The sequence below is a fragment of the Altererythrobacter xiamenensis genome (genome assembly GCF_900177715.1).
Classification (GTDB): Bacteria; Pseudomonadota; Alphaproteobacteria; order Sphingomonadales; family Sphingomonadaceae; genus Erythrobacter; species Erythrobacter xiamenensis.
In genome coordinates, this window is the sequence record NZ_FXWG01000002.1 from 1 (window position 1) to 24403 (window position 24403).

At 63.3% G+C, this 24403-nt stretch carries 24 protein-coding genes; 13 read left to right on the top strand and 11 right to left on the bottom strand.

The annotated features are described in order from the left end of the window. Positions 1–174: 174 nt before the first annotated feature. The gene (locus CCE89_RS05230) at positions 175–1509 is read left to right on the top strand and encodes a methyl-accepting chemotaxis protein (protein WP_159456586.1); all 1335 of its coding nucleotides are present in this window, start codon (positions 175–177) and stop codon (positions 1507–1509) included. Positions 1510–1537: 28 nt separating this feature from the next. Here the strand turns inward: CCE89_RS05230 and CCE89_RS05235 are convergent, their stop codons facing one another. Next, positions 1538–3910 carry an FtsK/SpoIIIE family DNA translocase gene (locus CCE89_RS05235; protein WP_086437031.1) on the bottom strand — a complete coding sequence of 791 codons (2373 nt, stop codon included), beginning with the start codon at positions 3908–3910 and terminating at the stop codon, positions 1538–1540. 235 nt (positions 3911–4145) lie between these two features. Beyond that, positions 4146–4685 (bottom strand): thiamine phosphate synthase, encoded by a 540-nt coding sequence (locus tag CCE89_RS05240; protein WP_234989959.1) that lies wholly within the window; start codon positions 4683–4685, stop codon positions 4146–4148. 22 nt (positions 4686–4707) lie between these two features. On the opposite strand from CCE89_RS05240, the gene CCE89_RS05245 reads away from it, so the two are divergent. Further along, on the top strand, positions 4708–5370 hold the full coding sequence (locus CCE89_RS05245; RefSeq protein ID WP_086437032.1) for a YggS family pyridoxal phosphate-dependent enzyme: 663 nt from the start codon (positions 4708–4710) through the stop codon (positions 5368–5370). Next, positions 5367–5834, top strand: a complete 468-nt coding sequence (locus tag CCE89_RS05250; protein WP_086437033.1) for a hypothetical protein — start codon at positions 5367–5369, stop codon at positions 5832–5834. Before CCE89_RS05245 ends, CCE89_RS05250 begins: the two co-directional genes overlap by 4 nt. A gap of 3 nt (positions 5835–5837) precedes the next feature. Here CCE89_RS05250 and CCE89_RS05255 read toward each other — a convergent pair whose 3' ends face one another. Next, positions 5838–7259 (bottom strand): alkaline phosphatase, encoded by a 1422-nt coding sequence (locus CCE89_RS05255; protein ID WP_086437034.1) that lies wholly within the window; start codon positions 7257–7259, stop codon positions 5838–5840. A 118-nt stretch (positions 7260–7377) separates the two neighbouring features. Between CCE89_RS05255 and xth the strand changes: the two genes are divergently transcribed. Genes xth through CCE89_RS05270 form a run of 3 tightly spaced genes read left to right on the top strand, consistent with a single transcriptional unit; the run spans position 7378 to position 9757 of the window. Further along, on the top strand, positions 7378–8175 hold the full coding sequence (xth, locus tag CCE89_RS05260; RefSeq protein ID WP_086437035.1) for an exodeoxyribonuclease III: 798 nt from the start codon (positions 7378–7380) through the stop codon (positions 8173–8175). 44 nt (positions 8176–8219) lie between these two features. Then, positions 8220–9260 (top strand): GTP cyclohydrolase II, encoded by a 1041-nt coding sequence (gene ribA, locus CCE89_RS05265; protein WP_234989960.1) that lies wholly within the window; start codon positions 8220–8222, stop codon positions 9258–9260. Further along, positions 9257–9757, top strand: coding sequence for a GNAT family N-acetyltransferase (locus tag CCE89_RS05270; protein ID WP_086437036.1), 501 nt, complete (start codon positions 9257–9259; stop codon positions 9755–9757). The genes ribA and CCE89_RS05270 overlap by 4 nt, the downstream gene beginning before the upstream one ends. Here CCE89_RS05270 and CCE89_RS05275 read toward each other — a convergent pair. Continuing rightward, positions 9754–10017 carry a DksA/TraR family C4-type zinc finger protein gene (locus CCE89_RS05275; protein WP_086437037.1) on the bottom strand — a complete coding sequence of 88 codons (264 nt, stop codon included), beginning with the start codon at positions 10015–10017 and terminating at the stop codon, positions 9754–9756. The genes CCE89_RS05270 and CCE89_RS05275 overlap by 4 nt on opposite strands. A gap of 46 nt (positions 10018–10063) precedes the next feature. After that, positions 10064–11047, bottom strand: coding sequence for a right-handed parallel beta-helix repeat-containing protein (locus CCE89_RS05280; RefSeq protein WP_086437973.1), 984 nt, complete (start codon positions 11045–11047; stop codon positions 10064–10066). A gap of 167 nt (positions 11048–11214) precedes the next feature. Between CCE89_RS05280 and CCE89_RS05285 the strand changes: the two genes are divergently transcribed. From CCE89_RS05285 to CCE89_RS05310, 6 genes are all read left to right on the top strand, one after another. Beyond that, a complete protein-coding gene (locus CCE89_RS05285; protein ID WP_143255971.1) occupies positions 11215–11544 on the top strand; it encodes a hypothetical protein in 330 nt (109 codons plus the stop codon). A gap of 139 nt (positions 11545–11683) precedes the next feature. Then, positions 11684–11920 carry a hypothetical protein gene (locus CCE89_RS05290; protein WP_234989961.1) on the top strand — a complete coding sequence of 79 codons (237 nt, stop codon included), beginning with the start codon at positions 11684–11686 and terminating at the stop codon, positions 11918–11920. A 44-nt stretch (positions 11921–11964) separates the two neighbouring features. Beyond that, positions 11965–13143, top strand: coding sequence for an acyl-CoA dehydrogenase family protein (locus tag CCE89_RS05295; protein WP_086437040.1), 1179 nt, complete (start codon positions 11965–11967; stop codon positions 13141–13143). A gap of 152 nt (positions 13144–13295) precedes the next feature. Beyond that, positions 13296–14528 (top strand): CoA transferase, encoded by a 1233-nt coding sequence (locus CCE89_RS05300; protein WP_086437041.1) that lies wholly within the window; start codon positions 13296–13298, stop codon positions 14526–14528. A 10-nt stretch (positions 14529–14538) separates the two neighbouring features. Next, entirely contained in the window at positions 14539–15765 is a 1227-nt protein-coding gene (locus tag CCE89_RS05305; RefSeq protein ID WP_086437042.1) for an acetyl-CoA C-acetyltransferase, read from the top strand. A 2-nt stretch (positions 15766–15767) separates the two neighbouring features. Next, on the top strand, positions 15768–16619 hold the full coding sequence (locus tag CCE89_RS05310; RefSeq protein ID WP_086437043.1) for an FAS1-like dehydratase domain-containing protein: 852 nt from the start codon (positions 15768–15770) through the stop codon (positions 16617–16619). A gap of 15 nt (positions 16620–16634) precedes the next feature. On the opposite strand, the gene ppk2 is transcribed toward CCE89_RS05310, so the two are convergent. Beyond that, the gene (gene ppk2, locus CCE89_RS05315; RefSeq protein ID WP_086437974.1) at positions 16635–17429 is read right to left on the bottom strand and encodes a polyphosphate kinase 2; all 795 of its coding nucleotides are present in this window, start codon (positions 17427–17429) and stop codon (positions 16635–16637) included. 50 nt (positions 17430–17479) lie between these two features. Between ppk2 and phhA the strand changes: the two genes are divergently transcribed. After that, on the top strand, positions 17480–18421 hold the full coding sequence (phhA, locus tag CCE89_RS05320; RefSeq protein WP_086437044.1) for a phenylalanine 4-monooxygenase: 942 nt from the start codon (positions 17480–17482) through the stop codon (positions 18419–18421). 112 nt (positions 18422–18533) lie between these two features. Here the strand turns inward: phhA and CCE89_RS05325 are convergent, their stop codons facing one another. The 5 genes from CCE89_RS05325 to CCE89_RS05345 all read right to left on the bottom strand — a co-directional run bounded on the left by CCE89_RS05325 (position 18534) and on the right by CCE89_RS05345 (position 24323). Next, positions 18534–18788 (bottom strand): hypothetical protein, encoded by a 255-nt coding sequence (locus CCE89_RS05325; protein WP_086437045.1) that lies wholly within the window; start codon positions 18786–18788, stop codon positions 18534–18536. A gap of 77 nt (positions 18789–18865) precedes the next feature. Beyond that, complete coding sequence (locus CCE89_RS05330; protein ID WP_086437046.1) at positions 18866–19123, bottom strand: GlsB/YeaQ/YmgE family stress response membrane protein; 258 nt, start codon at positions 19121–19123, stop codon at positions 18866–18868. Between the two features lie 81 nt (positions 19124–19204). Continuing rightward, on the bottom strand, positions 19205–20050 hold the full coding sequence (locus CCE89_RS05335; protein ID WP_086437047.1) for an undecaprenyl-diphosphate phosphatase: 846 nt from the start codon (positions 20048–20050) through the stop codon (positions 19205–19207). A gap of 119 nt (positions 20051–20169) precedes the next feature. Next, a complete protein-coding gene (locus CCE89_RS05340) occupies positions 20170–22314 on the bottom strand; it encodes a M13 family metallopeptidase (RefSeq protein ID WP_086437048.1) in 2145 nt (714 codons plus the stop codon). A gap of 131 nt (positions 22315–22445) precedes the next feature. After that, positions 22446–24323, bottom strand: a complete 1878-nt coding sequence (locus CCE89_RS05345; RefSeq protein ID WP_086437049.1) for an ABC transporter transmembrane domain-containing protein — start codon at positions 24321–24323, stop codon at positions 22446–22448. Positions 24324–24403: the final 80 nt, after the last annotated feature.

Consider the following 24403-nt stretch of genomic DNA (forward strand, 5'->3'; position numbering starts at 1 on the left):
GACGACCTCAAGTAAACCCCCGACCCGATACAGCCATCGCTGCATCAGCGAGAAGCGCCGCTCCGTCACACAGACGGGGCGGCGTTTTTGTTGAGCGACTGCGGCAGATTAATTGTCGCTTACGGAGCATTAACCAAGCGTCGTTTACATTTGCCGCGGATGGAGGCGATAAAAATGCTCGAGGGGAAAATCGTGGTCCCGACGACCGAGGACGCGAAACGTCTGAAGTGTTTCGGGATCGAGGAAAAATTCGGCAAGGATTTCGAACGGATCAGCGATATCCTGAGACCGCATTCCGTCACCTTGGCGAAGTCGTTTCTCCTCGACTATTTCAAGCACGCCGAGATTGAACACACCCAGGAGTTTCTCGACTCCCAGATCGAGAAAACTGCGGGTTATACCCGTGATAAGTACACTCCTCCGATCAATGGCGAATGGATCCGCCGCATCGAGAAGATGGGCGCACTGCAGTACAAGATCGGCGCGCCGCTGTTCATTAACCTTGCGGCTCTCAACAATTCGCATCGTGTCTCGGCTGAGCTGATTTTCAACGGTGCCCAAAACGAAGAGGAAGGGCGCCGACTTGTCGATCTCTTCCTGCGCATTGCCGGTCTCGAAGCCGAGATCATGGTCTCCACCATCCAGAGGCTCGAGAAGGAGGCATTCGCCGCCGCGATGCGCAAGACCGCTCAGGTCTTCGAGGATACGGTGGGAACCACGATCGAGACCTCGAGCGAACAAAGCGCGGTGACCAAAGAGAAATCGGGCAAGGTCGCCGACGCGGCCGACACCCTCCTCGCGCTGGCGAGCGAAGTGGCAGCCGCGTCGAGCCAGTCGACCTCCGCCATGACCGATGCAGCGCGCATGTCGGGCTCGCTCAACGCGACGATCGAGCAGATCGACAACGAACTGCGTGCCAGCTTCGACAGTTTCGATTCGCTGTCGCAGACTGCCGATGAAGCGGTCGCCAGTGCTTCCCAACTGACCGAACACAGCAAGTCGATCGAGAACATCGTCAAGCTGATCCGCGATATCGCCGATCAGACCAGCATCCTCGCGCTCAACGCGCTTATCGAAGCTGCCCAGGCTGGCAAGGCCGGGGCTGGTTTTGCCGTGGTCGCAAACGAGATGAAGGCGCTGGCAAGTCAGACCGAAACCGCAACGCAGGACATCGCCGAACAGCTTGGCGGCATCGGCGAGACGACTTCGCAGTCGATCGCCGCGAACCGTTCCATGGCAGAGCAATTCAGCATGCTTCGCGAAAGCGCGAGCAAGTTGCAGCAACGGGTCGGCGAGCAATCGAGCAGCGTCACGGCCATTGCCGCCTGTATCGACGAGACGGCGCAGAGCGCCGAAGCGACAGCCGAGGCGGTCGAGGAAATCAGCCGCCGTGCCGGCGACGTCGCCCGCGATGTGGGCGAGGTGAGCGAGAGCGTGGTGGCGCTAGACAGCAACCTGCGCGATCTCAAGACGTCCGCCGACGCCTTCGCCGAACAGATGAACAGCTGACCTTACGGGCCGAAGCCCGAGGCCTCACTCAGAGCGGATTGCCATCCTGGTCGCGGAAGATTTCGCGCCGACCGACATGGTTGGCCGGGCCGACGAGCCCTTCGCTCTCCATCCGTTCGATCCACTTGGCGGCGGTGTTGTAGCCAACGCCCATCTGGCGCTGGAGCCATGACCCGCTCGCCTTCTGGTTCTCGATCACGATCTGGCAGGCCTGGCGATACTTGCGTTCTTCGGGACTGTCCGAAGCGGTCAGTTCGTCCTCGAAATTGAGGCCGCCGCCATCCTCCGGCTCCTCGGTCACGGCATCGACATAGTCGGGCTTGCCCTGGCCGCGCCAGAAATCCGCAACCTGTTCGACCTCTTCATCCGACACGAACGGCCCGTGGACGCGCACCAGCGCGCCGGTGTTGGGCTTATAGAGCATGTCGCCCTTGCCCAGCAGCTGCTCTGCACCCTGCTCGCCCAGGATCGTCCGGCTGTCGATGCGGCTCGTCACCTTGAAGCTGATGCGGGTCGGCAGGTTTGCCTTGATGACGCCGGTGATGACATCGACCGAGGGTCGCTGCGTCGCCATGATGAGGTGGATGCCCGCGGCGCGTGACTTCTGCGAGAGGCGCTGGATCAGCACCTCGATCTCCTTGCCTACCGTCACCATGAGGTCGGCAAGCTCGTCCACGATCAGCACGATCTGCGGCAGCGGTTCGTAATCGAGCTGCTCTTCCTCGTAGAGCTCCTCGCCCGTCTCGGGGTCGAAACCGGTCTGCACGCGGCGTCCCAGCGGCTTGCCCTTGGCGGCGGCGGCGGTCACCTTCTCGTTGAAGCTCGCGATATTGCGCGAGTTGACGCTGCTCATCATGCGATAGCGGCGCTCCATCTCCTCGACCGCCCATTTGAGCGCGCGCACCGACTTGTGCGGCTCGGTCACCACCGGCGAGAGAAGGTGCGGAATGTCGTCATAGCTCTTCAATTCGAGCACCTTGGGATCGATCAGGATCAACCGGCATTCGGCGGGCGTGAAACGGTAGAGCAGCGACAGCAGGATCGCGTTGAGACCGACCGACTTACCCGAGCCGGTGGTACCTGCCACCAGCAGGTGAGGCATGGCCGCAAGATCGGCGACGATCGGCTCGCCCGCGATATCCTTGCCGAGGATGATCGGCAGCGCGCCCTTGTTCTCGGCAAAGGCAGCGCAAGCGGCCAGTTCCTTGAAGCTGACCATCGCGCGGTCGGCGTTGGGCAGTTCGATCCCCATGACGGTCTTGCCCGGAATGGGCGAAACGCGCGCCGAGATCGCGCTCATGTTGCGGGCGATGTCTTCGGCAAGGCCGATGACGCGGCTCGCCTTGATCCCGGGCGCAGGCTCAAGCTCGTACATGGTCACGACGGGCCCTGTACGCACGGCGGTGATCTCGCCCTTTACGTTGAAATCGTCGAGCACGTTTTCGAGCAGGCGCGCATTGCGTTCGAGCGCCAGCTTGTCGAGCTTGGGCGCGGCGGCGGCGGGCGGATCGGCCAGCAGGTCGAGGCTCGGCAGGTCGAAATTGGCGAACATGTCGCGCTGCTTGGCCTTGGCCAGCGCAGCCTTCTTGGGCGGAGCCGACGGATCGCTGATCTCGGGCGCACGGCGCGGGGCCGGTTCGGGACGCGGTTCGGCATCCGCCTTGCTGCGCCTGGCCACACGTGCCTTGCGCGGTGCGGCCGGTTCATCCTCGTCGCTCTCGACATAACGATCGCGGCCGCGCCATGCGGCGATGCGCTCGCTCGCAAACTCCGGAAGGGTGAGGAGACTGCGCCAGTCGATGGCGAAGACCCGCGTGACGAGCGCGACGCCGCCTGCAAGCGCGGCGAGTGCGCCGCCGAGAATGATCCAGCCGTCTGCGCCTTCACCGAAACGCGCTGCAATAGCCTCGATCGCCGCAGCGCCGAGCAGGCCGGATATGCCGCCCGCCTGTGCGGGGAGAGATCCGCCCGGGCCATCGAATGCGAGCGCGAGCACGGTCGAGATCAGTGTCATCGCCAGCACCAGCATGCCGAGCGGCAGCCACCAGCGCGTGCCCTCCTCCTCGTCCTCATGCTCGATCTCGCGCCACAGCCCGCGCGCGGTGATGTAGAGCAGCGGCAGGAACAGTACCGAGGTAATGCCGAAGGCGCCGAGCACCTTGTCGGCGGCCCATGCCCCGCTCGCACCCATCCAGTTGCGGATGTCATTGCCGGAAGCGGCGGTCGAGCCCGAAGGATCGGTCTGCGTGTAGCTGGCGAGCGCCAGCGCGAGGAAAATCATCGCGGCGAAGAGCGCGACTGCCCCCGTCATCTGCGCGGCACGGCGCATCGAACGGCGGAAAGCCGCGCGCCAGTCAGTATTGCCGCGGGTTTTGCGGGTGCTCATTGCTCGTGTCGCCATGCGGCGTCCTCCTGTCGGAACACACCATGAATCCTCGCGGACTCGGGGTCAAGAAGAGAGAGGTGAGTGGAGAAGCGCTGGATCGGCTGCGCAGCAGCCGCAAGGCCGGAAGCGAAGTCGAAGACGCAGCTGTCCATAGGACACCTGAAAGGCCGTTCGCAGCGACGCGACCTTCAGGTCGCGTGAGCGAGGAGATCGCGCGCCCGGATGGGCGTCGCGGAACAACAAATCTCACTTACTTGCTAAGACCATCGATTGCGGCCCAGCGCGGCCAGTCGAGACGGTGAGCGGTTGCTTGAGTCATCCCTCCCAATGCAATCACCGGCGCAAGCGAACGTTGCGCCAGCAAGCGAAACCGCGCGGGTCCGAGGCTCGGCGCACCGGGATGGGAGCGGGTGGGAAAGGCGGGCGAGAGCATTACCGCATCGGCTCCGAAGCGATTGGCCTCGCCGATTTCGCCCAAGTCATGCGCGGTCGCGAGCTGCACGAGGTCGCGGCGGCGCGGATAAAGCGCACGCGGCGCGCCATAGATGCCGTCAGCGCCCCATTCGCGCGCGGTCAGTGCGCTGTCGGCGAGAATGACCATGTGGCCGTGCGATTTCGCCAGATGGCGCAGCGCGCGAAACCGCGCCCAGCGTGCCGGATCGCCGAGGTGATAGTGGCGGTAGACGAAGCCCGATCCGCGCGGCAGGCGAACCAGCGCGTCATCGAGCACGGCGTCATTGCGCTCGTCCGACAGGAGCCAGAGAGCAGGCAGGGTCTGTATCTTCGCCACGAGAACGCTATAGCGCGGCGCGATGGACAATCCAGCAACCCCTCTCGACGAAGTCCGCGCGAACATCGCCAAGGCGTGCAAGGCCTCGCGCCGCGAGCCTGCGGACATCACGCTCATCGCGGTCAGCAAGACTCATCCCGTCGAAACGATCGAGCCGCTGCTCGAGCAGGGCCAGCGCGTCTTCGGCGAGAACCGCGTTCAGGAAGCGCAGGGCAAGTGGCCCGAATTGCGCGAGCGCTATCCCGATGTCGAACTGCATCTGATCGGCCAGCTGCAATCGAACAAGGCCGAGGACGCAGTCGAGCTTTTCGACTGTATTCACGGGCTCGACCGCAAGAGCCTAGTCAAGGCGCTGGGCAAGGCAATGGAGAAATCGGGCAAGCGCGTGCCGTGCTTCGTTCAGGTCAACATCGGCAGCGAGGAGCAGAAGGGCGGCTGCGACATCGCGGACCTGCCCGGTTTGCTGGAGCAGGCACGGGCGGCAGATATCCCTGTCATCGGCCTGATGTGCATTCCGCCCGCCGATATCGAACCTGCGCCCTTCTTCGCGCTGCTGGCCAAGCTGGCCGATGAAAACGGTCTCGACCAATTGAGCATGGGCATGAGCGGCGATTATGAAACGGCGGTGATGCTGGGTGCGACGCATGTGCGCGTCGGCACCGCGCTGTTCGGCAAACGCGGGTGAGCGATACGCTCGCCAATCTCGAAGCCTTCTCCCACCGCTGGCGCGCACCGCTCGAATCCGGCGCTCAGCTGGTTTTCGAAACACGCGAACTGGATGACATTTCCGGCACCCCCTCGGCCATCGCCGACAGCTTCGTAGGATCGCTGGGCTACACACCGATCGGCGCGAACTGGGAAATGCTCGATCCCGGCAGCGACGCGGATGCGCCGCGCTCTGCCATCGCGGCAATGGCCGACGCGCTCACGATGGACATGGCCCTCCCCCAGCAGCAATGGCTGGGCGAAGAACGAGCCAGGCGGTGCGCGCAGGACTTCCTCGAATGCTTCGATCTGTTCCAGCGCACGATCCTGACCAACCGCATGTATTTCGGCTGGAATCCGATCAGCGAGGCGAAAATCGAATGGGCCTTCGTCGGCTATGATCAGAGCGCCATAGCGCTGCTGCTGCTCACCCGCGAAGGCTGAGCGTTACCAGCCGAATGCCTTGCGGATGATGTCGTAAACGACGTTCTGTTCGATCACCCCGCGCACGTTCTCGGACCCCGGCCCGTGACCGTAAAGCGCGACATCCTCGCCCGCATGGGTTTCGCTGCGCAAGGGGATCGCCGCCTGCTGCGTCGCCCCGATGCCGGTTTCCGGAACAGGGCGTTCCTCCATGCCGGCAATCGCGCCCGGCCCGTTCATGTAGCCGAGCGTCGTATAAGGCTTGCCGTCCTCCGCCGTGGTCACTTCGGCCAGTACTTCGCTGCCATCCTCCGGCGGCCTGACAAGGCCGAGAATGTCGTTACCGCGCCTCGGATAGCCGGCCATGGTGAAGACATGGCTATGGTCGGCAGTGACAAGGATCAGCGTTTCCGCCGGATCGGTATTGTCGATCGCATACTGGATCGCATTGGCGAACTCGTTGCCTTCTTCCAGCGCAACCCCGGCCTGGCCCATGTGGTGGGCGTGATCGATCCGCCCCGATTCAACCATCAGGTAATAGCCGTCCTCGTCCTGACGCAGCCGTTTGATCGCCTCTGCAGTCATCTCGGTCAGCGTGGGTTCGCTCGCATCGCGCGAAGGGTCGGCCATGTAGGCCATGTGGCTCGAATTGAAGAGGCCGAGGACCGGGCGATCGATTGGCGCCGCAGCGAGCGCGCTGCGATTCTCGACGTAGCTGCCGCCGGTACGCTCGGCCCAGCTGACGGCGAGGTCGGCCTGCTCCTCGCGGCGATCACCGCCCCGCGCGCTATCCACGAAGGAACGCTTGCCGCCGCCCAGCGCGACGTCGAAATCGAATTCGACCAGCTGCGTCGCGATATCCTTGCAGCTCGCATCCGCCTGCCCCTCGGTGCCGATATAGGCTTCCCAGTCGCGGCTCGCGCTGCGTGCATAAACGCTTGCCGGAGTGGCATGCGTGATCCGCGCGGTGCTGACGATGCCGAGCGCCAGTCCGCGTTCCTTCACCTCTTCACCGATTAACGGCAAGGGATTGGCAAGACCCGAAACGCAATTGCCGTACTCGGTTTCCGGCCCGACGCCGAGCATGCCGATCTTGGTCTTCTGTCCGGAGTGGATTGCGGTTGCCGTGCCTGCGCTATCCGGCACCTGCGCATTGGTATTATAGGTCTTGACCAGCGCAACATTATCGAAGTTTTCGAAGGGCAGGACATATTCCTCGCCCGACTGGCCGCGCTTCTGCCCGGCATAGATCCGCATCGCGGTGATGGTGGAAACGCCCATTCCGTCACCGATGAAGACGATTACGTTCTTCGCGCGCGGCGCTTCCTCTGCGGCGGGAGCAGGTGGCGCGCTCGCCACGCTCCGTGCACCGCCATCCGTGGTGCATGCTCCGAGCGGGAGCGCAAGCGCGGTTATGAGGGCGAGCATGCGGGTGCGACTGGTCATCTGGGTTCTCTCCTTCGGGCCCGTCGCTAGCTGGTGCACGCGCCGCGGGAAAGGAAAACCTTGAAGGCCGCAGTCACAGACCTAGACCCCGCTGGCGAGGCTCCCTAAGTGCTTGCGCATGGTTTCAATCGCTACTTGGAATATCAATTCGGTCCGCCTCCGCCTGCCGATCGTCGAGCGTATCCTGCAGGAAGAGGCGCCCGACGTGCTGTGCCTGCAGGAAATCAAGTGCCAGGAACACCAGTTCCCGGCCGAGGCGCTGGCCGATCTCGGCTACACATATCAGGCCGTGCACGGGCAGAAGGGATATCACGGCGTTGCGACGGTGAGCCGCATCCCGATGAAGGAGTTCTCGCGCCACGACTGGCAGGACAATGGCGAGGCACGCCATGTCGGCGTCGAGCTGACCGATCCCGCGCATCAGGGCATGGTGATCGAGAATGTCTATGTGCCAGCTGGCGGTGACGAACCCGACCGCGAAAAGAACGTGAAGTTCGGGCAGAAGCTCGATTTTCTCGAACGCATGACGCGCTGGGCGGAAAAGGTCGACCGTCCGACGCTGATCGTGGGCGATTTCAACATCGCCCCACTCGAAAGCGATGTGTGGAATCACAAGCAATTGCTCAAGGTCGTCAGCCATACGCCGGTGGAGGTCGACACGCTCCAGCGTTTCAAGGATGCGCATGGCTGGACCGATATCGGGCGCGAGCACATCCGCGATCCCGAGCGCTATTACAGCTGGTGGAGCTACCGCGCGAAGGATTGGAAGGCGAATGATCGCGGGCGGCGGCTCGACCATATGTGGGCCAGCCCCGATCTCGCGAAACAGGCCGGAAAGCACTGGCTGCGCGAAGATGCCCGCGACTGGGAAAAGCCCTCCGACCATATTCCGCTGTTTACGGAGTTCAGCCTCTGAGCGAGCCCCGCCCTCCTAGCCCGGCGCCCTCTTCATCGAGGCGTGTGGCACAGGCGGTCGATGCCCTGCGCCACGGCTGGCCGCTGGCGTTCGAGGGAGGGCCTGTGCTGCTGCCGGTCGAGACAGCCGTTGCGCGCGAGGCGACTTCGCAGCGCATGCTGATCTCGGCGGCGCGCGCGGCAACGCTCAAGCTTGCCAATCAGCGCGAAGCGGCCGAGCCCCATGCTCCGGTGCTGATCGCCGGCGGAGAGGACTTCGACCTCACATCCGCGCTGCCTATCGCCGATCCGGCGCTCGATCTGGCGAACCCGCTGAAGGGTCCGTTCCGCGCCGAACACCTCGATTGGGGGGACGTGGCGCGAGCAGCGATGGACCTGGCGCGGATTTCCGGCATTCTCCCCGCGTTCCTGGTCGATCCTGTGAAAGCAGGCGAAGCCCAGCCGATCGCCGCGAGCGACCTCGCCCAATGGTCAGACGCATCGCGCCTCTCCATTGCGACGCGGGCGCGCCTGCCGGTCAGCGCCAGCGACGATGCGCAGATCGTCGCCTTCCGCAGTGCCGACGACACGCGCGAGCATGTCGCCCTGATAATCGGCAAGCAGACCGGTGACACGGTGCCGCTGGTGCGTCTCCATTCGGAATGCCTCACCGGCGATATCCTCGGCAGCCTCAAATGCGATTGCGGGCCGCAACTCGACGCGGCGCTCGCTGCGATGGCGGCAGAGGCCGAAGCGAACGACGGGTGGGGCGTATTGCTCTACATGCGGCAGGAAGGGCGCGGGATCGGCCTCGTCAACAAGCTGCGCGCCTATGCGCTGCAGGATCAGGGCTTCGACACGGTAGAGGCGAACCAGCGGCTCGGCCTGCCCGACGAAGCGCGCGATTTCGCCACGGCTGCAAGAATGCTCGACCTGCTCGGCGTGCGCAGCGTGCGGCTGATGACCAACAATCCGAAGAAAGTGGCAGCGATCGAAGCCGCAGGCGTGACCGTGACCGAGCGCGTTCCGCACCAGCTGCCGGACAACCCGCACAATGCGCGCTACCTCGCCACCAAGCGCGACAAATCGGGACACCTCCTGAAATGACCACAGTCCTCCTTCGCCCCGAATTGCCGCATGACCATGGCGCGATCCACGAGCTGACCGAGGCGGCGTTTCGCGATATGCCCTATTCCGATGGCGATGAAGCAGACCTCGTCGACAAGCTGCGCGACGCGGGTGATCTTTCGCTTTCGCTGGTGGCGGAAGATGGCGGACAGATAGTCGGCCATATCGCGTTCTCGCCGGTCACGATCAGCGACGGGACGCAGGGCTGGTATGGCCTCGGCCCGGTGAGCGTTATCCCCCGGCTGCAAAAGCAGGGCATAGGTTTTCGCCTGATCCAGCGCGGAATCGCCGACATGCGCGAGAGCGGTGCGAAGGGCATCGTCCTGTTGGGTGATCCGCAATATTACGCACGCTTCGGCTTCAGGCACGAACCGCAGCTCACCTATCCCGGTGCACCAGCCGAATACTTCCAGGCAGTGGTGCTCGATGGCGATCTGCCCACCGGCGAAGTGCGTTACACGCCCGCATTCGGCTAGCGCAGCTGGCTGTCCTTACTGCCACGGCGGTTGACGGCCGAATGCCGAACCACGCGGTCCTTTCCTGACTGACATTCGACGCAGGTTCGCACGCCTGGAATAGCCTCGCGACGCTTTTCCGGGATTTTCTCGCCGCATTCGTCACAATATCGCGCGCTTTCGCCGCGCGGCAGTCTTGCTCTCGCTGCCGCCACAGCGTCACCTACAGTATCGTCAATCTGGTCCTGTACAGCGCCATCGCGCGCCCATCCGCCGGCCATCACACGTCTCCTTGCCGCAATAACGGGTGGAGGGAGGGGCGGGTTCCTAACGCCGCTCGTAGGGTTTGATGCCCGGAGAAATCTCGTTTTCGCCGATGGCGATCTCGTGCCCGGTCCAGTCGGCAACGAAGGCAGAACTGCGGCGCAGGCCCGGAACGAAACGCGCCCTGTTGCCCGCGATTGCCAGCCCGTCCGCATTGTGGAGCAAATCCTCTGCCCCGACCGCGATGAAGGCGGAGTAATTTTCCTTGTCGCGGCCCTGGACGAACCAGTTGCCGACGACCTCACCGGTCGCGCCGGCTGGCAGGTCGATCATGTAGTTGGTGCCGCGCCCCGCGCTGTCGTCGAAACTGTTGGAGCGGATTTCGACGCGGCCTGCGCGAGCCTTCACGTAATGGCCGCCCGTTCCTTTTTCGAAACGGTTCTGGACGACGCGCAGCGCGCCGTAATCGCCGATGTAGATCGAGTGCGCGCAACCGGCCGAGTTCTCGCAGGTGCCGAGGCCGCTGAAAGTCGATTTTTCGATCGCGATCCAGGCGTCGGGATCGTTGGCCGTCAGTATCCCTTGCTGGCTATCGGCAAACCAGCTCTGGAAGACGTTGAGATTGCCCTGCTCAAGCCGGATGCCTGCCCCGTTGCCGTCGCTGACGTTGATATTGCGAAACACGAGGCCGTTAATGTTGGCCTCACGCCCGCGCAGCACCAGCGCCGCCTTGCCCTCGCAAGCTACCCCGTCGAAAATCGCGCTGCCCGGCTGTTCCGCCTCGATGCGGACAACCCCTGCCCGCTGTACCGCGCATTCGCGATAGGTACCGGGCGCAACGGAGATGGTCGCGCGAGAATTGCCGACCGCATCGAGCGCCTGCTGCAAGGATTGGAAACGCTCGCCGCTTTCGCGGTTGGTGAACGCGCCGCCTGCAGGTTGCGCCAGCAAGGCGGCAATGGGAATGGCCGCCACCGCCAGAACGACGGTAGCAATACCGATCCAGCGCAACGCCGCACTGCGTTCAGGAATGGGCGAGTCCACCATGACGCGCATGATAGCGAGTATGGGTTAACGGCCCGATAAGACTGATGGGCGGGGCGCGGCCGGCGACAGGGCGCCTGCAAGGGGCTTGGCGCGCGTGAAACTCTCGGTGTATGTCCCCGCATCCGCTGCCCTCGCGCACCGGCAGACCAAAGTTCAAGGAGTTTTACATGAAAAAGTTTTCCGCCCTGCTGACAGTGTCGGCCGCCTCGCTCGCACTGGCCGCTTGCGGCAGCGCCGACGATGCATCGACCGAAGCGACCGCCGATACGGTTGAAATGCCCGCCGATGCAGCGCTCGAGGATGTCACCGAGGACGCGGTGGAAGATGCGGACGCCAACGCTGTGGAAGCAGGCGAAGCTGCCGGCGAGAGCGAAACCGCCGCTGCCGAAGCTGCCGGCGAAGCCGCCGCCGAGGTCGCTGCCGAAGCCGCCGCCGCTGCCGAGGCAGCCGATGCTGCCGGAGATGCTGCGGCCGCTGCCGAAGAAATGTCCGAATAAGATATCGACGGGGAGCTGGCAACGCGCTGGCTCCTCGCGAGGAATGGCCGGATCGTTCGGCATCGGGCTCGCGAAAATCGTAGCCTGGAGCGGGACCTTCCGGCTTTTGCTTTGCGGCAGGTTCGCTATGGTCCCCGCGATGCAGATTCGCCGCCGCCTTGTTACCCTGTCGATAGGCCTAGCAGCGCTTGCCGCTTGTGGGCCGAACGATAATGACAGCGGTCCGGGCGGCGTCAGCATTGGCGAGGCCAAGGCGCTGGACGAAGCGGCCGAGATGATCGAAGCTCGCCGATTGCCCGAAGATGCCCTGCCCGAGACAGACGACAGCGACATTCCGCTCCCTCCCCAGGATGCGGCTGAACAGCCGGTAGAATAGCACCGTCGTTTGACGACAATTCACCAGAAGGACCGACCTTAAAAATGAGCCAGACCGGCATGGATCCCGACATCTTCGACCAGTTCATCGATCAACTCGAACGCTATGTGCGCGAACGGCTGATCCCGGCGGAAAAAGACGTCATCGCCAATGACAAGATCCCCGACGATATCGTCGAGGAGATGAAGGAAATGGGGCTGTTCGGCCTTACCGTCCCGGAAGAATATGGCGGTGCCGGTCTCAACACCTCGCAATATGCGAAGGTCGTGAACACCATGGCCTATGCCGCGCCGGCATATCGCTCGATCTTCTCGATCAACGTCGGGATGTTCAATTCGGCGATCAAGAACGGCGCGACCGACGCGCAGAAGGCCGAGTGGTGGCCCAGGATCGCCGAAGGCGCGATCGCCTGCTTCGGCCTGACCGAGCCGGGTTCGGGCAGCGACAGTGCCGCGATGCAGACCACGGCCAAGCCGGACCCTGACGGCAATGGCTGGATCCTCAACGGGACCAAGCGCTACATCACCAATGCGCCGCATGCCGACGTCGCGCTGATCATGGCCCGCACCGAAAAGGACGCGCTGCCCAAGAATGCGCATGTCAGCGCCTTCATCGTGCCAATGGATACGCCCGGCATGTCGACCGGCAGCCCGGACAAGAAAATGGGCCAGGAAGGCAGCCACATCTCCGACATCATGCTCGACGATGTCCATGTGCCCGGTGACGCGCTGCTCGGCGGGGAAACGGGCCAGGGCTTCCGCTTTGCCATGATGAGCCTCGACAATGGCCGCATCTCGGTGGGCGCGGCGGCAACCGGCTATGCCCGCCGTGCGCTCGACAGCGCGGTGCGTTATGCCAACGAGCGCAAGGCGTTCGGCGAACCGATCGCCAATTTCCAGCTGATCCAGCAGATGCTCGCCGAGAGCGACATGGAGATTTACGCCGCCGAAGCGATGATGCGCGATGTGACCGAACGCGCCGATCGCGGCGAGAACGTGATCCGCAAGGCCGCCGCCTTCAAGGTCTTCGCATCGGAAATGTGCGGGCGCGTGGTCGACCGCGTGGTGCAGGTCTATGGCGGCGCGGGCTATCTCGCCGAATATGATGCCGAACGCTTCTTCCGGGATGCGCGCATCTACCGCATCTACGAAGGCACGACCCAGATCCTCTATCTCCAGATCGCCAAGCACATGCTGCGCGAATGGGCTGCGGAAAACGGGTAAGGAGGTAGGAATTTTGGGAGGATCGGGCATCCGCCCGATCCTTTAGCCGAACCACCTGCGCCCTCCACCCTTCCATCCGGATTGTATCCCGGCAGGCTCCGGGTGGAAGGGCGGAGGGCGCAGGTGGCCCCGGCACGAAAGAGAGGAAACGCGTGTACAATCTCCTGACCGACCTCAGCGTCATCGAGGTCTCCAGCTTCGTCGCCTCCCCCACCATCGGGCTCTATTGCGCGCAGATGGGGGCCGAGGTGATCCGCGTCGACCACAAGGCGGGCGGGCTCGATTACGACCGCTACATGCTGACGAAGGAAGGCCGCTCGCTCAGCTGGGAAAACCTCAACCGAGCTAAGAAATCGGTCGCGCTGGATTTGCGCTCACCCGAGGGACGCGAGCTGTGCGTCGAACTGGCACGTACGACAGGGCAGTGCGTCACAAATCTCCCGGAAAAGAGCTTCCTCAGCCACGAGGCGATGGCCAAGGGGCGCGACGACATGGTGAGCTTGCGCATCATGGGCTGGCACGACGGGCGCCAGGCGATGGACTTCACCGTCAATGCAGCCAGCGGGTACCCGCTGATGTGCGGTCCCGAGGACTGGGACATGGCCACTGCGCCGCCGGTCAATCAGGTCCTGCCCGCATGGGATTTCATCACCGGTGCCTATGGTGCCTTTGCGCTGCTCGCCGCGCTGCGTCACCGCGACGCGACCGGTAAGGGAAGCGAAGTCCGCATTCCGCTGGGCGACGTTGCCATCGGCACCATGGCCAATTCCGGCGCAATGGCGGAGATGCTTTACCGCGGGGCTGACCGCGAGCGGCTCGGCAATGCGATCTGGGGCGCTTTCGGGCGCGACTTCCGTTCGAAAGACGGCAAGCGCTTCATGGTTGCAGCCCTCACCGCCAAGCAATGGGACGGGCTGATCGCGGCCTTCGACATCGCCGAAGAGATCGCTTCGCTCGAAGAGACGGTCGGCGTGCGGTTTGCCGATGGCGACCGCCCGCGGTTCGAACATCGCCACCGGTTGTTCGACCTGTTCCAGGCGAGAGCCGGCGCGATGGACTATGAAACGCTCGCGGCGAAGATGGCCGAACACGGCTGCACCTTCGAACGCTACCGCACCATGCACGAAGCCGCGAACGACCCGGTTCTTGTCGACGAGAACCCGCTGTTCGGCCCTTCGCCCGCCAATCCCTCGGGTTTCGAATATCCCGCCACCCGCAGCTTCGCCAATATCCCGGACCAGCAGGCCGGCGATCCTGCCCCCGCACCCTATCTCGGCCAGCACAGCGAAGAAGTGCTGGCGGAACGGCTCGGGCTGTCATCGGGCCAGATCGGCACGATGATCGACGCCGGAACCGTCGCCACCAGTGACGCCAACCGTTTCTAAGGACAGATCAATGACCAGACGCGCAGCCATCGTTTCGCCCCTCCGCACGCCCGTGGGCAAATTCCTCGGCACGCTCGCGCCGCTCGATGCGGGCAAGCTGGGCGCGGTCATCCTCAAGGCCCTGATGGAGCGCACCGGGATCGACCCGGCGCGCGTCGACGATGTCGTCTTCAGCCAGGGCTATGGCAATGGCGAAGCCCCTGCGATCGGCCACTGGAGCTGGCTTGCTGCAGACCTCCCGATGGAAGTTCCCGGCTTCCAGCTCGACCGGCGTTGCGGCTCGGGCGTTCAGGCGGTCGCGACCGCTGCCATGATGGTCGAAACCGGCATGGCCGATGTCGTGGTGGCGGGCGGCTGCGAGAGCATGTCGAACGTCGAGCACTACACCACCGACCTCAGGAACGGCGTGCGCATGGGCGACATGAAACTGCACGACCGTCTGACGCGCGGGCGCTTGATGAGCCAGCCGATAGAGCGCTTCGGCGTGATCACCGGCATGATCGAGACGGCCGAAAACCTCGCCAAGGATTACGACATCAGCCGCGAAGAGGCGGACGCCTATGCGGTGCGCAGCCACCAGAACGCGGCCAGGGCGTGGGAGGAAGGCAAGTTCGCCGATCACCTCGTTCCTGTCGAAGTACCGCAGCGTCGCGGTGACGCACTCGTGTTCGATCATGACGAAGGCTACCGCGCCGACGCCACCGTGGAATCGCTCGGCGGATTGCGCGCCATCGACCTCAAACGCGACCCCGACGCGATCGTAACGGCAGGCAATGCCAGCCAGCAGAACGATGCGGCAGCGGCCTGCCTCGTCGTGGCGGAGGACAAGCTTGAGGAAATGGGCCTCACCCCCTCGCTCTGGTTCAACGGCTGGGCGGCGGCGGGCTGCGACCCGAGCCGGATGGGCATCGGTCCGGTCCCGGCGGTCGAGCGACTGTTCGCCCGCACTGGCATGGGCTGGGACGACATCGGCCTCGTCGAACTCAATGAAGCCTTCGCGCCGCAGGTTCTCGCCGTGCTCAAGGGGTGGGGCTGGTCGAAGGATGACAGCCGCATGGACATGCTCAACGTCAATGGTTCGGGCATTTCGCTGGGCCATCCGATTGGCGCGACCGGCGGACGTATCCTCGCCGACATGGCTGCCGAAATGCATCGCCGCGATGTGCGCTACGGGCTCGAAACCATGTGCATCGGCGGGGGACAGGGCATCGCCGCGATCTTCGAACGGGCGGCCTGACCATGAGCGAGTGGGACAGCTGGATCGGGCGCGAGCAGGTCCAGGGCGACACGCTCGATTCGGCGCTTGCGCGGCGCTGGTGCGCGACATTCGACCTGCCCGTCCCCGATGATGGCGTCATGCCGCAGGGCATCCACCTGTGTCTCTGCACGCCCGAAGCGCGCACCGAGCAATTGGGTGAGGACGGCCATCCGCAGCGCGACGAGAGCGAGAACAGTTTCTTCCCGCCGATCCCGCTGCCGCGCCGGATGTGGGCGGCGAGCGACATCAGTTTTGTCGCCCCGCTCAGGATCGGCGCGGTGATCGAACGCACAAGCCGCATTGCCTCCATCGCAGAGAAAGAAGGCAAGACCGGCAAGCTGGGCTTCGTCGAGGTCGAGCATGTCACCCGAGCCGATGGCGAGGAGGCCGTGCGCGAGACGCAGACGCTCGTCTACCGCGATGCCGCGCCGCATGATGCGCCGCTGTCTCCACCCGAACCGGGTGACGGGCAATTTGCGATATCGGAATGGGACGCGCATCGCATGGTGACGCCCGATCCGCGGCTGCTGTTCCGCTTTTCCGCGCTCACCTTCAACACCCACCGCATCCATTACGACGCGCCTTATGCGCGCGATGTCGAGCGTTATCGCGGCCTGGTGGTCCACGGCCCGCTGATGGCAAGCATGCTGCTGCAAATGGCAGCGAAACAGCTTGGCGGGAACGCCCTCAAGAGCTTTGCCTTCCGCGCGGTCAGCCCTGCCATTGCCGACGAGGTGCTGCACCTTGCCTTGCGCAAGAGCGATGATGGCCTCGAACTCGGCGCCTTCGCCAGCGACGGCCGGCAGTGCGTGAAGGCGAGCGCTGGCATCTAGAGCGCCATAGCCAGCCTAATCCGAAATCTTGTAATCCGCGATGGGCCTGAGCACTCCGTAGCTCTCGTCAAATGGCTCATGGCCAAGCTCGGGAAACTCGAGCCCCGGCGGGTCGATATGCATGTCGGGTAGCCGGTCGAGCAAATCCCGGACGAGTGTCAGCCGCCCGCGTTTCTGATCGTTGAAATCGACCAGCGTCCACGGTGCCCATTCGGTATGCGTCGCCGCCAGCATCGCCTCGCGCGCCTCGGTATAGGCTTCGTATTGCTCACGCGCGGCTAGGTCGATCGGCGAGAGCTTCCAGCGCTTGAGCGGATCTTCGAGCCGCTCGCGCAAGCGCTCTTCCTGATTGTCCTGATCGGTCGTCAGCCAGTACTTGAACAGCAGGATTCCGTCATCGACGAGCTGCTTTTCGAACACCGGCGCCTGTTTGAGAAACGCGTCGACCTGCGCCTCATCGGCAAAGCCCATGACCTTCTCGACCCCGGCGCGGTTATACCAGCTGCGATCGTAGAGCACGATTTCACCTGCACTCGGCAAGTGCGCGGCATAGCGCTGGAAATACCACTGCGTGCTCTCGTCCTCGCTCGGCTTCGACAGCGCCACGATCCTGCACTGGCGCGGGTTGAGCCGCTCGCTCACGGCGCGGATCGCACCGCCCTTGCCCGCCGTATCGCGCCCCTCGAACAGCACGACGATGCGCGCGCCGGTGGCCTTGGCCCAGCGCGCCATGCCCACCAGTTCGAGCTCGAGCGGTTCGAGCAATGCGCGGTATTCCTTGCCTTTCAGCTTGTCTTCGCTCTTGCCCAAGCCCACCTCCTGTTTGCGCACGCGGCGCAATAATGGTATCAATTGAAACTATGGCGACTGCAATCACAGACGATCAGGACTACACGATCCTGCCCGATTTACCGGAGGATGTCTTCACCGCTCCGCTCAAAAAGCCGGAGCATGTGGGCGACGACTGGCTCGAACCTGCCCAGACGCGATATTCGAGCGAGGAAGACGCGATCTGGGACGATCTGTTCGAACGCCAGATGGGCGTTTTGCCGGGCCGCGCAGCGACCGCCTTCATGGAAGGGCTGGAGAAGCTCGACCTTGGCCGTGGCGGCGTGCCGGAGTTCGGCAAGATGTCGGAAGAGCTGGACGCGCTGACCGGATGGAGCGTGGTGCCCGTACCCATGCTGATCCCCGACCACGTATTCTTCTGGCACCTCGCCAACCGCCGCTTCCCGGCGGGCAATTTCATCCGCACGCGCGAGACCTTCGACTATATCCAGGAGCCTGACGTCTTCCACGATGTCTTCGGCCATGTGCCGATGCTGACCGATCCGGTCTTCGCCGATTACATGCAGGAATATGGCCGCGCCGGGTGGAAGGCGATGCGCTACAACCGGCTCAAGGCGCTGGGCGCGCTCTACTGGTACACGGTCGAGTTCGGCCTGATCGAGGAAGCGCCGGATGACATTCGCGCCTATGGCGCAGGCATTCTGTCCGGCCCTACGGAGGTTGTCTTCGCGACCGAGGCACAGAGCCCCAATCGCATCATGCTCAATGTCGATAGGGTGATGCGCACCGATTACGTCATCAGCGATCTCCAACCCACCTATTTCGTGATCGAGAGCTTCGAGGATCTATACCGTCAAACGGTGGAGCGCGATTTCGATCGGCTCTACAGCAACCTCGCGCCGGCCTTCACTTATGCCAATTCGGCGGTGATAGACGTCGACTACGTGCTCAATCGCGGCACGCAGGAGTATCTGCTGCGCGGCGGGCGCGGTAGCGGCGCGAAGCCGGTGTAGACCTCAAGCGCCGGCGGACCTCTGGTCCGATCATCTTTTGTCATCAGCGCATACAAAAACGGCCCCGGATCGCTCCGAGGCCGCTTTTGCGTTTTCGCTGTTAAGCGCGAGATTACATCTCGTCGATTTCGTCAGCCTGCTCTTCCATGGACTCTTCCATGGCGTCGGTCTGATCGTCCATCGCATCGGCTTGCTCGTCGGTAATCATACCTTCGGCTTCCATCTCGTTGACCTGCGCATCACGCGCGTCTTCCATCTCCTCGATGTTCTCTTCCGCTTCGTTCTCAGCAGGGCTGTCGCAAGCTGCGAGGCTCAGGCCAAGTGCGGCGATCGATGCAAATGCAGCGCTTTTCTTGGTAATCTTCATTCTGTTTCCCCTAATTGGAAATTTGCCGAATCTCGGCAGGGTTGAAGTCTTCCGTCAAAATTTGTGTGAGGTTTAAGTCAGGCGTTGGCATTCGATCTGACGGTAAGATTGTAGACCGCCATCGCGATTGACGTGATGGCGACGGCCAGCAACAGAGCGGTTGCGCTCAAGCCGCCGAGAATGGCACCGTTGTTGATCAGCAAACCTGCGACGACCGCAACGGCAGTTCCCAGTCCGATCTGGACGAGAACGCCGCGAGAATCCTCGCAACGCGCGATGATCGATGCAAGCCACCCTATGAGAGCGCCAATAACGATCAACAAAATCAAGGCCATTTGCTAATTTCCCACTTGGTCCCGGGATAATAACAAGCAAATCGGCAAATTGGTTCCAGCGGCAATGCAAACAGACTTGTTTTAGAAGAAAACAAGCAGCGCAACGCCCATCGCGATACGATAGATCACGAAGACCATCATCGAGGCTTTCTTGAGGAAATTCATCAGGAAAGCCATCGTCGCAAAGGCGGACAGGAAGGTGAGGAAACCGGCAATCAGCGCGTCGAGCGCCAGGGTCGCGCCCGCTTCGATAATCTCTGGCACGATAAGCACTCCCGCGCCCGCCACAGCCGGGATCGACAGGAGGAAGGAAAAGCGCGCGGCCTCGACCCGCTTGTAGCCAAGAACGCGGGCCGCCGTCATCGTGACGCCCGAGCGGCTGGTGCCCGGAATGATAGCCAGCGCCTGCGCCAGGCCCACGATCAGCCCGTCACGCCAGCTCATGTCCTCGAAGGATTTGACGTCCTTGCCGATCCAGTCGGCAAGGCCCAGCAGGATGCCATAGAATATCAGGTTGAAGGCAATCAGTTCGGTGAAACGGATCGACCCCATGAGATCGTCATGGACGACGGTAATGCCGAACATCGTCTCAACGAATGAATTGAACACGCCCAGCTTGATCGCGAGGCCGAAGGCGACCGCAGGCAGGGTGCCCAGCACGATCCACCAGAACAGTCGCCGTTCAGCCGGTGCATCACCTATGCCGACGCTGGCGAAACCCCCGCGCGCCAGCACGACCACGTCCTTGAAAAAATAGACGATGATCGCGAGCAGCGAGCCGACATGGACCGCAACGTCGATCATTGGCCCCTGATCGGGGAAGTCTGTCAGATAGGGGATGAGTATGAGGTGCCCCGATGATGAAATCGGGAGAAATTCGGTGATCCCCTGGACCACCGCAATCAGCAGGAGCTGGAAAAAAGTCATGGCCCGCGCCTCTTGTCGGAAGCGCGGGCCAAGTCAATTGATTAACGAGAGTCCAACCGCATTTTCGGGTGGTGTGAGAGAGGAAATCGCCCCCGTATATAGGAATGCGAAAGCCGGTATCACCAGATGCGGATGCGTTCTTCGGGCGGCAGGTAAAGATCGTCGCCCGGCTGAACGTTGAATGCATCGTACCAGGCATCCAGGTGACGCACCGCATTGTTGAGGCGGAATTCGCCCGGCGGGTGGTTCGCCGTCATCACGCGATTGCGCAGGCTCTCCTCGCGTTCCATCCCGCGCCAGATCTGGGCGAAACCGAGGAAGAAGCGCTGGTCACCGGTCAATCCGTCGATCACCGGCGGTTCCTTGCCGTCGAGCGACAGGCGATAGGCGCGGTAAGCCATCTGCAGGCCAACCACGTCGCCCAGCGTCTCGCCCATCGACTGGCGGCCGCGCAGGCAGACCGGCCCTTCCGGGCTATCGACTGGGCAGAAGGCCTCGATGAACTCGGCCATGCGTTCGGTGTATTCCTCAAACCCCTGCCGGTCCGTGTCCTGCCACCAGTTGCGCAGGGTTCCCGTCGCATCGAACTGCGAGCCCTGGTCGTCATAGCCATGGCCGATCTCGTGGCCGATAACCGCACCGATCCCGCCGTAATTGACGGCCTCGTCCGCTTCTGCGTTGAAGAAGGGAGGCTGCAAGATCGCTGCGGGGAATACGATCCGGTTGGTGAGCGGCGAATAATAGGCGTTCACCGTCTGAGGGAACATGCCCCATTCGGTCGGGTCGACCTCGGTGCCGAGACGCGAGCGATTGTCCTCGACGTTCCAGCGCACCGCATTGAGGCGATTGCCGAGCGGGTCGTCCGCGGCAATCTCGAGGCCGTCGTAGGCTTCGAACTCGTCGGGATAGCCGATCATCGGAACGAACCCGTTGAGCTTGGCACGCGCCTCCTCAATGGTTGCAGGCGTCATCCATTCGTTCTCGTCGAGCGCGAGGCTCATTGCGCGCGAGAGGTTCGCGACCAGCGCGTCCATGCGCTCCTTGCTTTCGGGCGGAAAGTAGCGCTCGACATAAAGCGCACCGAGCTGTTCACCGAGCGCACCTTCGACCGAACTGATGGCGCGCTTCCAGCGCTCCTGCTGTTCTTCCTGACCGTTGATGGTGCGGCCGTAGAAATCGAAATTCGCCCGGTCGAGGTCGGCCGAAAGAACCGCTGCGTTGTCCTGCAGGAAGCTCTTGGCCATGAACGCCTTGAGCGTCGCGAGCGGGGTCTCGGTCAGAAGCTCCATCATGGCCGGCAGGCCGCCGCCAATCATCCCGAGCTGCTCCTCGGTGAGATCCAGGCTCTCGATTTCTTCGGCAGTCGGGGGCAGCTGGCTTGCGAGGAAACGTTCCTGGCCGGCCAGTTCGGCAGATGTGAGGAGCGTTTCGATCGGGAAGTCGCCGGCCATTTCCGAGAGATCGGCAGGCGAGAGCTCGTTATAGGTGAGCTGCGGCATGCGCAGAACCTGACGGGCCCACTCAAGCTCGGCCACCTTGCGCTCGAATGCATAGACCGCCTCGGCAGCGGCATCGGCGTCGGCATAGCCGGCCGCACCAAGCATCTTCGCCAGGTAATCCTTATAGGCCGCGCGTATCTTCAGATTGCTCTCCGAATCGACCAGATAATAGTCACGGTCGGGCAGGCCCATCCCGTCGAAGCCGATGCTCACCGCATATTGGGTCGGGTTGCGGGCATCGATCCCCACTCCCGCCGCGACCAGCGAAGGATAGCCCGGCTTTCCGAACAGCGAAACCAGAGCGTCGAGATCCTCGGCTGCGAATATCGTGTCGAGGTAAGGCTGCGCCGGCGCGAGCCCGCTAGCCTCGATCGCCTCTACATCCATGTAGGCGTTGTAGGCATCGACGATCCGACGGGCCGAAGTACCCGGCTCGGGATTGGACGCCACCAGATCGTTGACCAGCGCCCGAACGTCGAAAATCGCCCCTTCGCGCAGCATGTCGAAAGCGCCGAAGCGCTGGCGGTCCGCCGGGATCTCGTTGCTCGCGATCCACTTGCCGTTGACATAGGCGTTGAAGTCGTCGCCCGGCTTGACCTCCTGGTCGATCAGGTCGAGCCCGACACCCCAGCTTCCGAAATCCATTGTCGGCGTGGTCGTGGTAGCCTCTGTCTTCGCATCGGCCTCGTGATTGTCGGCGAGCGCCGGCATGGCGAGCGCGAGCGCGAGCGCACTGGCACCCAGCTTGATAGTATCGCGGATCATGAAAATGCGTCCCCTTTTGATGTTCTTTAATTCGATGTTCTGCCGACACTCTTAGATGCTGCAGGCCCCTGCGCGTTGTCGCTGGTCGGTTTCGGTAGCAACTTTGTCGATTGCTCGGCGGACAATCGCAGTCAGGCAGCCTCTGTCGCGGCGAATTGCAGCGAGGCGAGCCGCGCGTAGAGACCTCCGGCCTTCGCGAGCTGGGTGTGGGTGCCCTGTTCGACGATACGCCCTTCGTCCAGTACGACGATGCGATCAGCCTTGCGTACAGTGGCGAGCCGGTGGGCGATCACCAATGTCGTGCGGTCTGCCATAAGCCGGTCTAACGCCTGCTGAACGAGCTGTTCGCTCTCGGCATCGAGCGCGCTGGTCGCCTCGTCGAGCAGCAGGATCGGCGCATCGCGCAGCAGCGCGCGAGCGATGGCAATGCGTTGCTGCTGCCCGCCCGATAGCCGCGTGCCGCTTTCGCCAAGATAGGTGTCGAGGCCGTCCGGCAACTCCTTGATGAAGCGTTCGGCATTGGCGGCGCGCGCCGCTTCCCAGATCGCCTCGTCATCGGCCTGCCAGTTGCCGTAGCGCAAATTGTCGCGCGCATCGGCGCTGAAGAGCACGCCGTCCTGCGGGACGAAGGCGATGCGCTCGCGAATGTCGGCCGGGTCGGCCTTGGTCAACGGCACCCCGTCGAGGCGGACCGTGCCCGCCTGCGGATCATAGAACCGCTCGACCAGCTGGAAGATGGTCGACTTGCCCGCGCCCGACGGGCCGACGATGGCGACGGTTTCTCCCGGTTCGACCTCGAGCGTGAAATCCTTCAATGCGGCGGTTTCGGGCCGGGTCGGATAACGGAAGGTGACATTGCGGAAGGATAGCGCGCCGCGCGGCGGCTCGGGCAGTTTCTCGGGCCGCGCAGGAGGCGCGATCACCGCCTGCGTGTTGAGCAATTCGTTGAGGCGGCTCGCCGCGCCTGCGCCGCGCAACAGATCGCCGTAAACCTCGGTCAAGGAACCGAATGCGCCCGCCACAAGCCCGCCGGTGATGACGAAAGCGGCGATGGTGCCGCCGGAAATCGCGCCTTCGGCCACGCCTACCGCGCCGCGCCACATCAGCAGCGTGATCGAACCGAAGATCATCAGGATGATGACGGAGGTCATCACCGCACGGATCAGGATGCGCCGCTTGGCGATGGTGAAGGTCCGCTCCACCGCCGCGCCGAACCGGGCGTGCTCTCGGCTTTCCTGGTTGAAGGCCTGGACGATCTTCATGCCCGAAAGCACTTCGGTCACCATCGCGCCGACGTCTGCGACGCGGTCCTGGCTGGTGCGCGAGACGGTGCGCAGCCGCCGTCCGAAGACGGTGATCGGGATCACGATGGCGGGAATGACGAGCGCGAGGCCCAATGTCATCTGCGGCGCAAGGTAGAATAGGTAGATCGTACCGCCGATCGCCATCAGCGTGTTGCGGAGGGCGACGGAAACGGTGGTGCCGACGACTTGCTCGATGATCGCGGTATCGCTCGTCATCCGGCTGGAGATTTCCTTGGGCGAATTCTCTTCGTAGAAGCCGGGCGCAAGCCGTAGCAGGTTCTGCTGCACCTTCAGCCGGATATCGGCGACCACGCGCTCGCCGATCCAGCTGACGAAATAGAACCGCAGCGCAGTGCCGATTGCGAGTACGCCGACAATCATCAGGAGATAGCGAAACCAGCGAGCGATATCGGCGGGATCGCCGCCTTCGGCAAAACCACGGTCGATCACCATCTTGAAACCGGCTGGAATTGCCAGGGTGGCACCTGCCGTGATCAGCAGCGCCACGAAGGCAAGCGCGATCTGCGTAGGATACTTCGCAGCCGCGGCATAGACCATCTTGAGCGGGCCGAGCGACTTGGCCTTCTTCGGCTCTTGGGCGTCCGTTTCGGCTCCGTCCTCAGCTTCGCTCCGCCGCCGCAGACGGCCGATCAATCCGCGGCGAGGTGCCCCGGTGGTATCCTGTGTTTCGACATTCCCGTCCATTGCCGGGACAAGTAGGCACAGGATGCAGAAATTTCACGTGCAAAATCCACACAAGGGCGTGCGATCGGGAGCCGATTATC

Coding starts and splice junctions, on each gene's coding strand:
- xth (WP_086437035.1), top strand. CDS start 7,378: ATGGTTTCAATCGCTACTTGGAATATCAATTCGGTCCGCCTCCGCCTG.
- CCE89_RS05305 (WP_086437042.1), top strand. CDS start 14,539: ATGACCAGACGCGCAGCCATCGTTTCGCCCCTCCGCACGCCCGTGGGC.
- CCE89_RS05245 (WP_086437032.1), top strand. CDS start 4,708: ATGGACAATCCAGCAACCCCTCTCGACGAAGTCCGCGCGAACATCGCC.
- CCE89_RS05295 (WP_086437040.1), top strand. CDS start 11,965: ATGAGCCAGACCGGCATGGATCCCGACATCTTCGACCAGTTCATCGAT.
- CCE89_RS05255 (WP_086437034.1), bottom strand. CDS start 7,259: ATGACCAGTCGCACCCGCATGCTCGCCCTCATAACCGCGCTTGCGCTC.
- CCE89_RS05290 (WP_234989961.1), top strand. CDS start 11,684: ATGCAGATTCGCCGCCGCCTTGTTACCCTGTCGATAGGCCTAGCAGCG.
- CCE89_RS05235 (WP_086437031.1), bottom strand. CDS start 3,910: ATGGCGACACGAGCAATGAGCACCCGCAAAACCCGCGGCAATACTGAC.
- CCE89_RS05325 (WP_086437045.1), bottom strand. CDS start 18,788: ATGAAGATTACCAAGAAAAGCGCTGCATTTGCATCGATCGCCGCACTT.
- phhA (WP_086437044.1), top strand. CDS start 17,480: ATGGCGACTGCAATCACAGACGATCAGGACTACACGATCCTGCCCGAT.
- CCE89_RS05335 (WP_086437047.1), bottom strand. CDS start 20,050: ATGACTTTTTTCCAGCTCCTGCTGATTGCGGTGGTCCAGGGGATCACC.
- CCE89_RS05330 (WP_086437046.1), bottom strand. CDS start 19,123: ATGGCCTTGATTTTGTTGATCGTTATTGGCGCTCTCATAGGGTGGCTT.
- CCE89_RS05270 (WP_086437036.1), top strand. CDS start 9,257: ATGACCACAGTCCTCCTTCGCCCCGAATTGCCGCATGACCATGGCGCG.
- CCE89_RS05285 (WP_143255971.1), top strand. CDS start 11,215: ATGAAAAAGTTTTCCGCCCTGCTGACAGTGTCGGCCGCCTCGCTCGCA.
- CCE89_RS05230 (WP_159456586.1), top strand. CDS start 175: ATGCTCGAGGGGAAAATCGTGGTCCCGACGACCGAGGACGCGAAACGT.
- CCE89_RS05310 (WP_086437043.1), top strand. CDS start 15,768: ATGAGCGAGTGGGACAGCTGGATCGGGCGCGAGCAGGTCCAGGGCGAC.
- CCE89_RS05345 (WP_086437049.1), bottom strand. CDS start 24,323: ATGGACGGGAATGTCGAAACACAGGATACCACCGGGGCACCTCGCCGC.
- CCE89_RS05275 (WP_086437037.1), bottom strand. CDS start 10,017: ATGGCCGGCGGATGGGCGCGCGATGGCGCTGTACAGGACCAGATTGAC.
- CCE89_RS05340 (WP_086437048.1), bottom strand. CDS start 22,314: ATGATCCGCGATACTATCAAGCTGGGTGCCAGTGCGCTCGCGCTCGCG.
- CCE89_RS05280 (WP_086437973.1), bottom strand. CDS start 11,047: ATGGTGGACTCGCCCATTCCTGAACGCAGTGCGGCGTTGCGCTGGATC.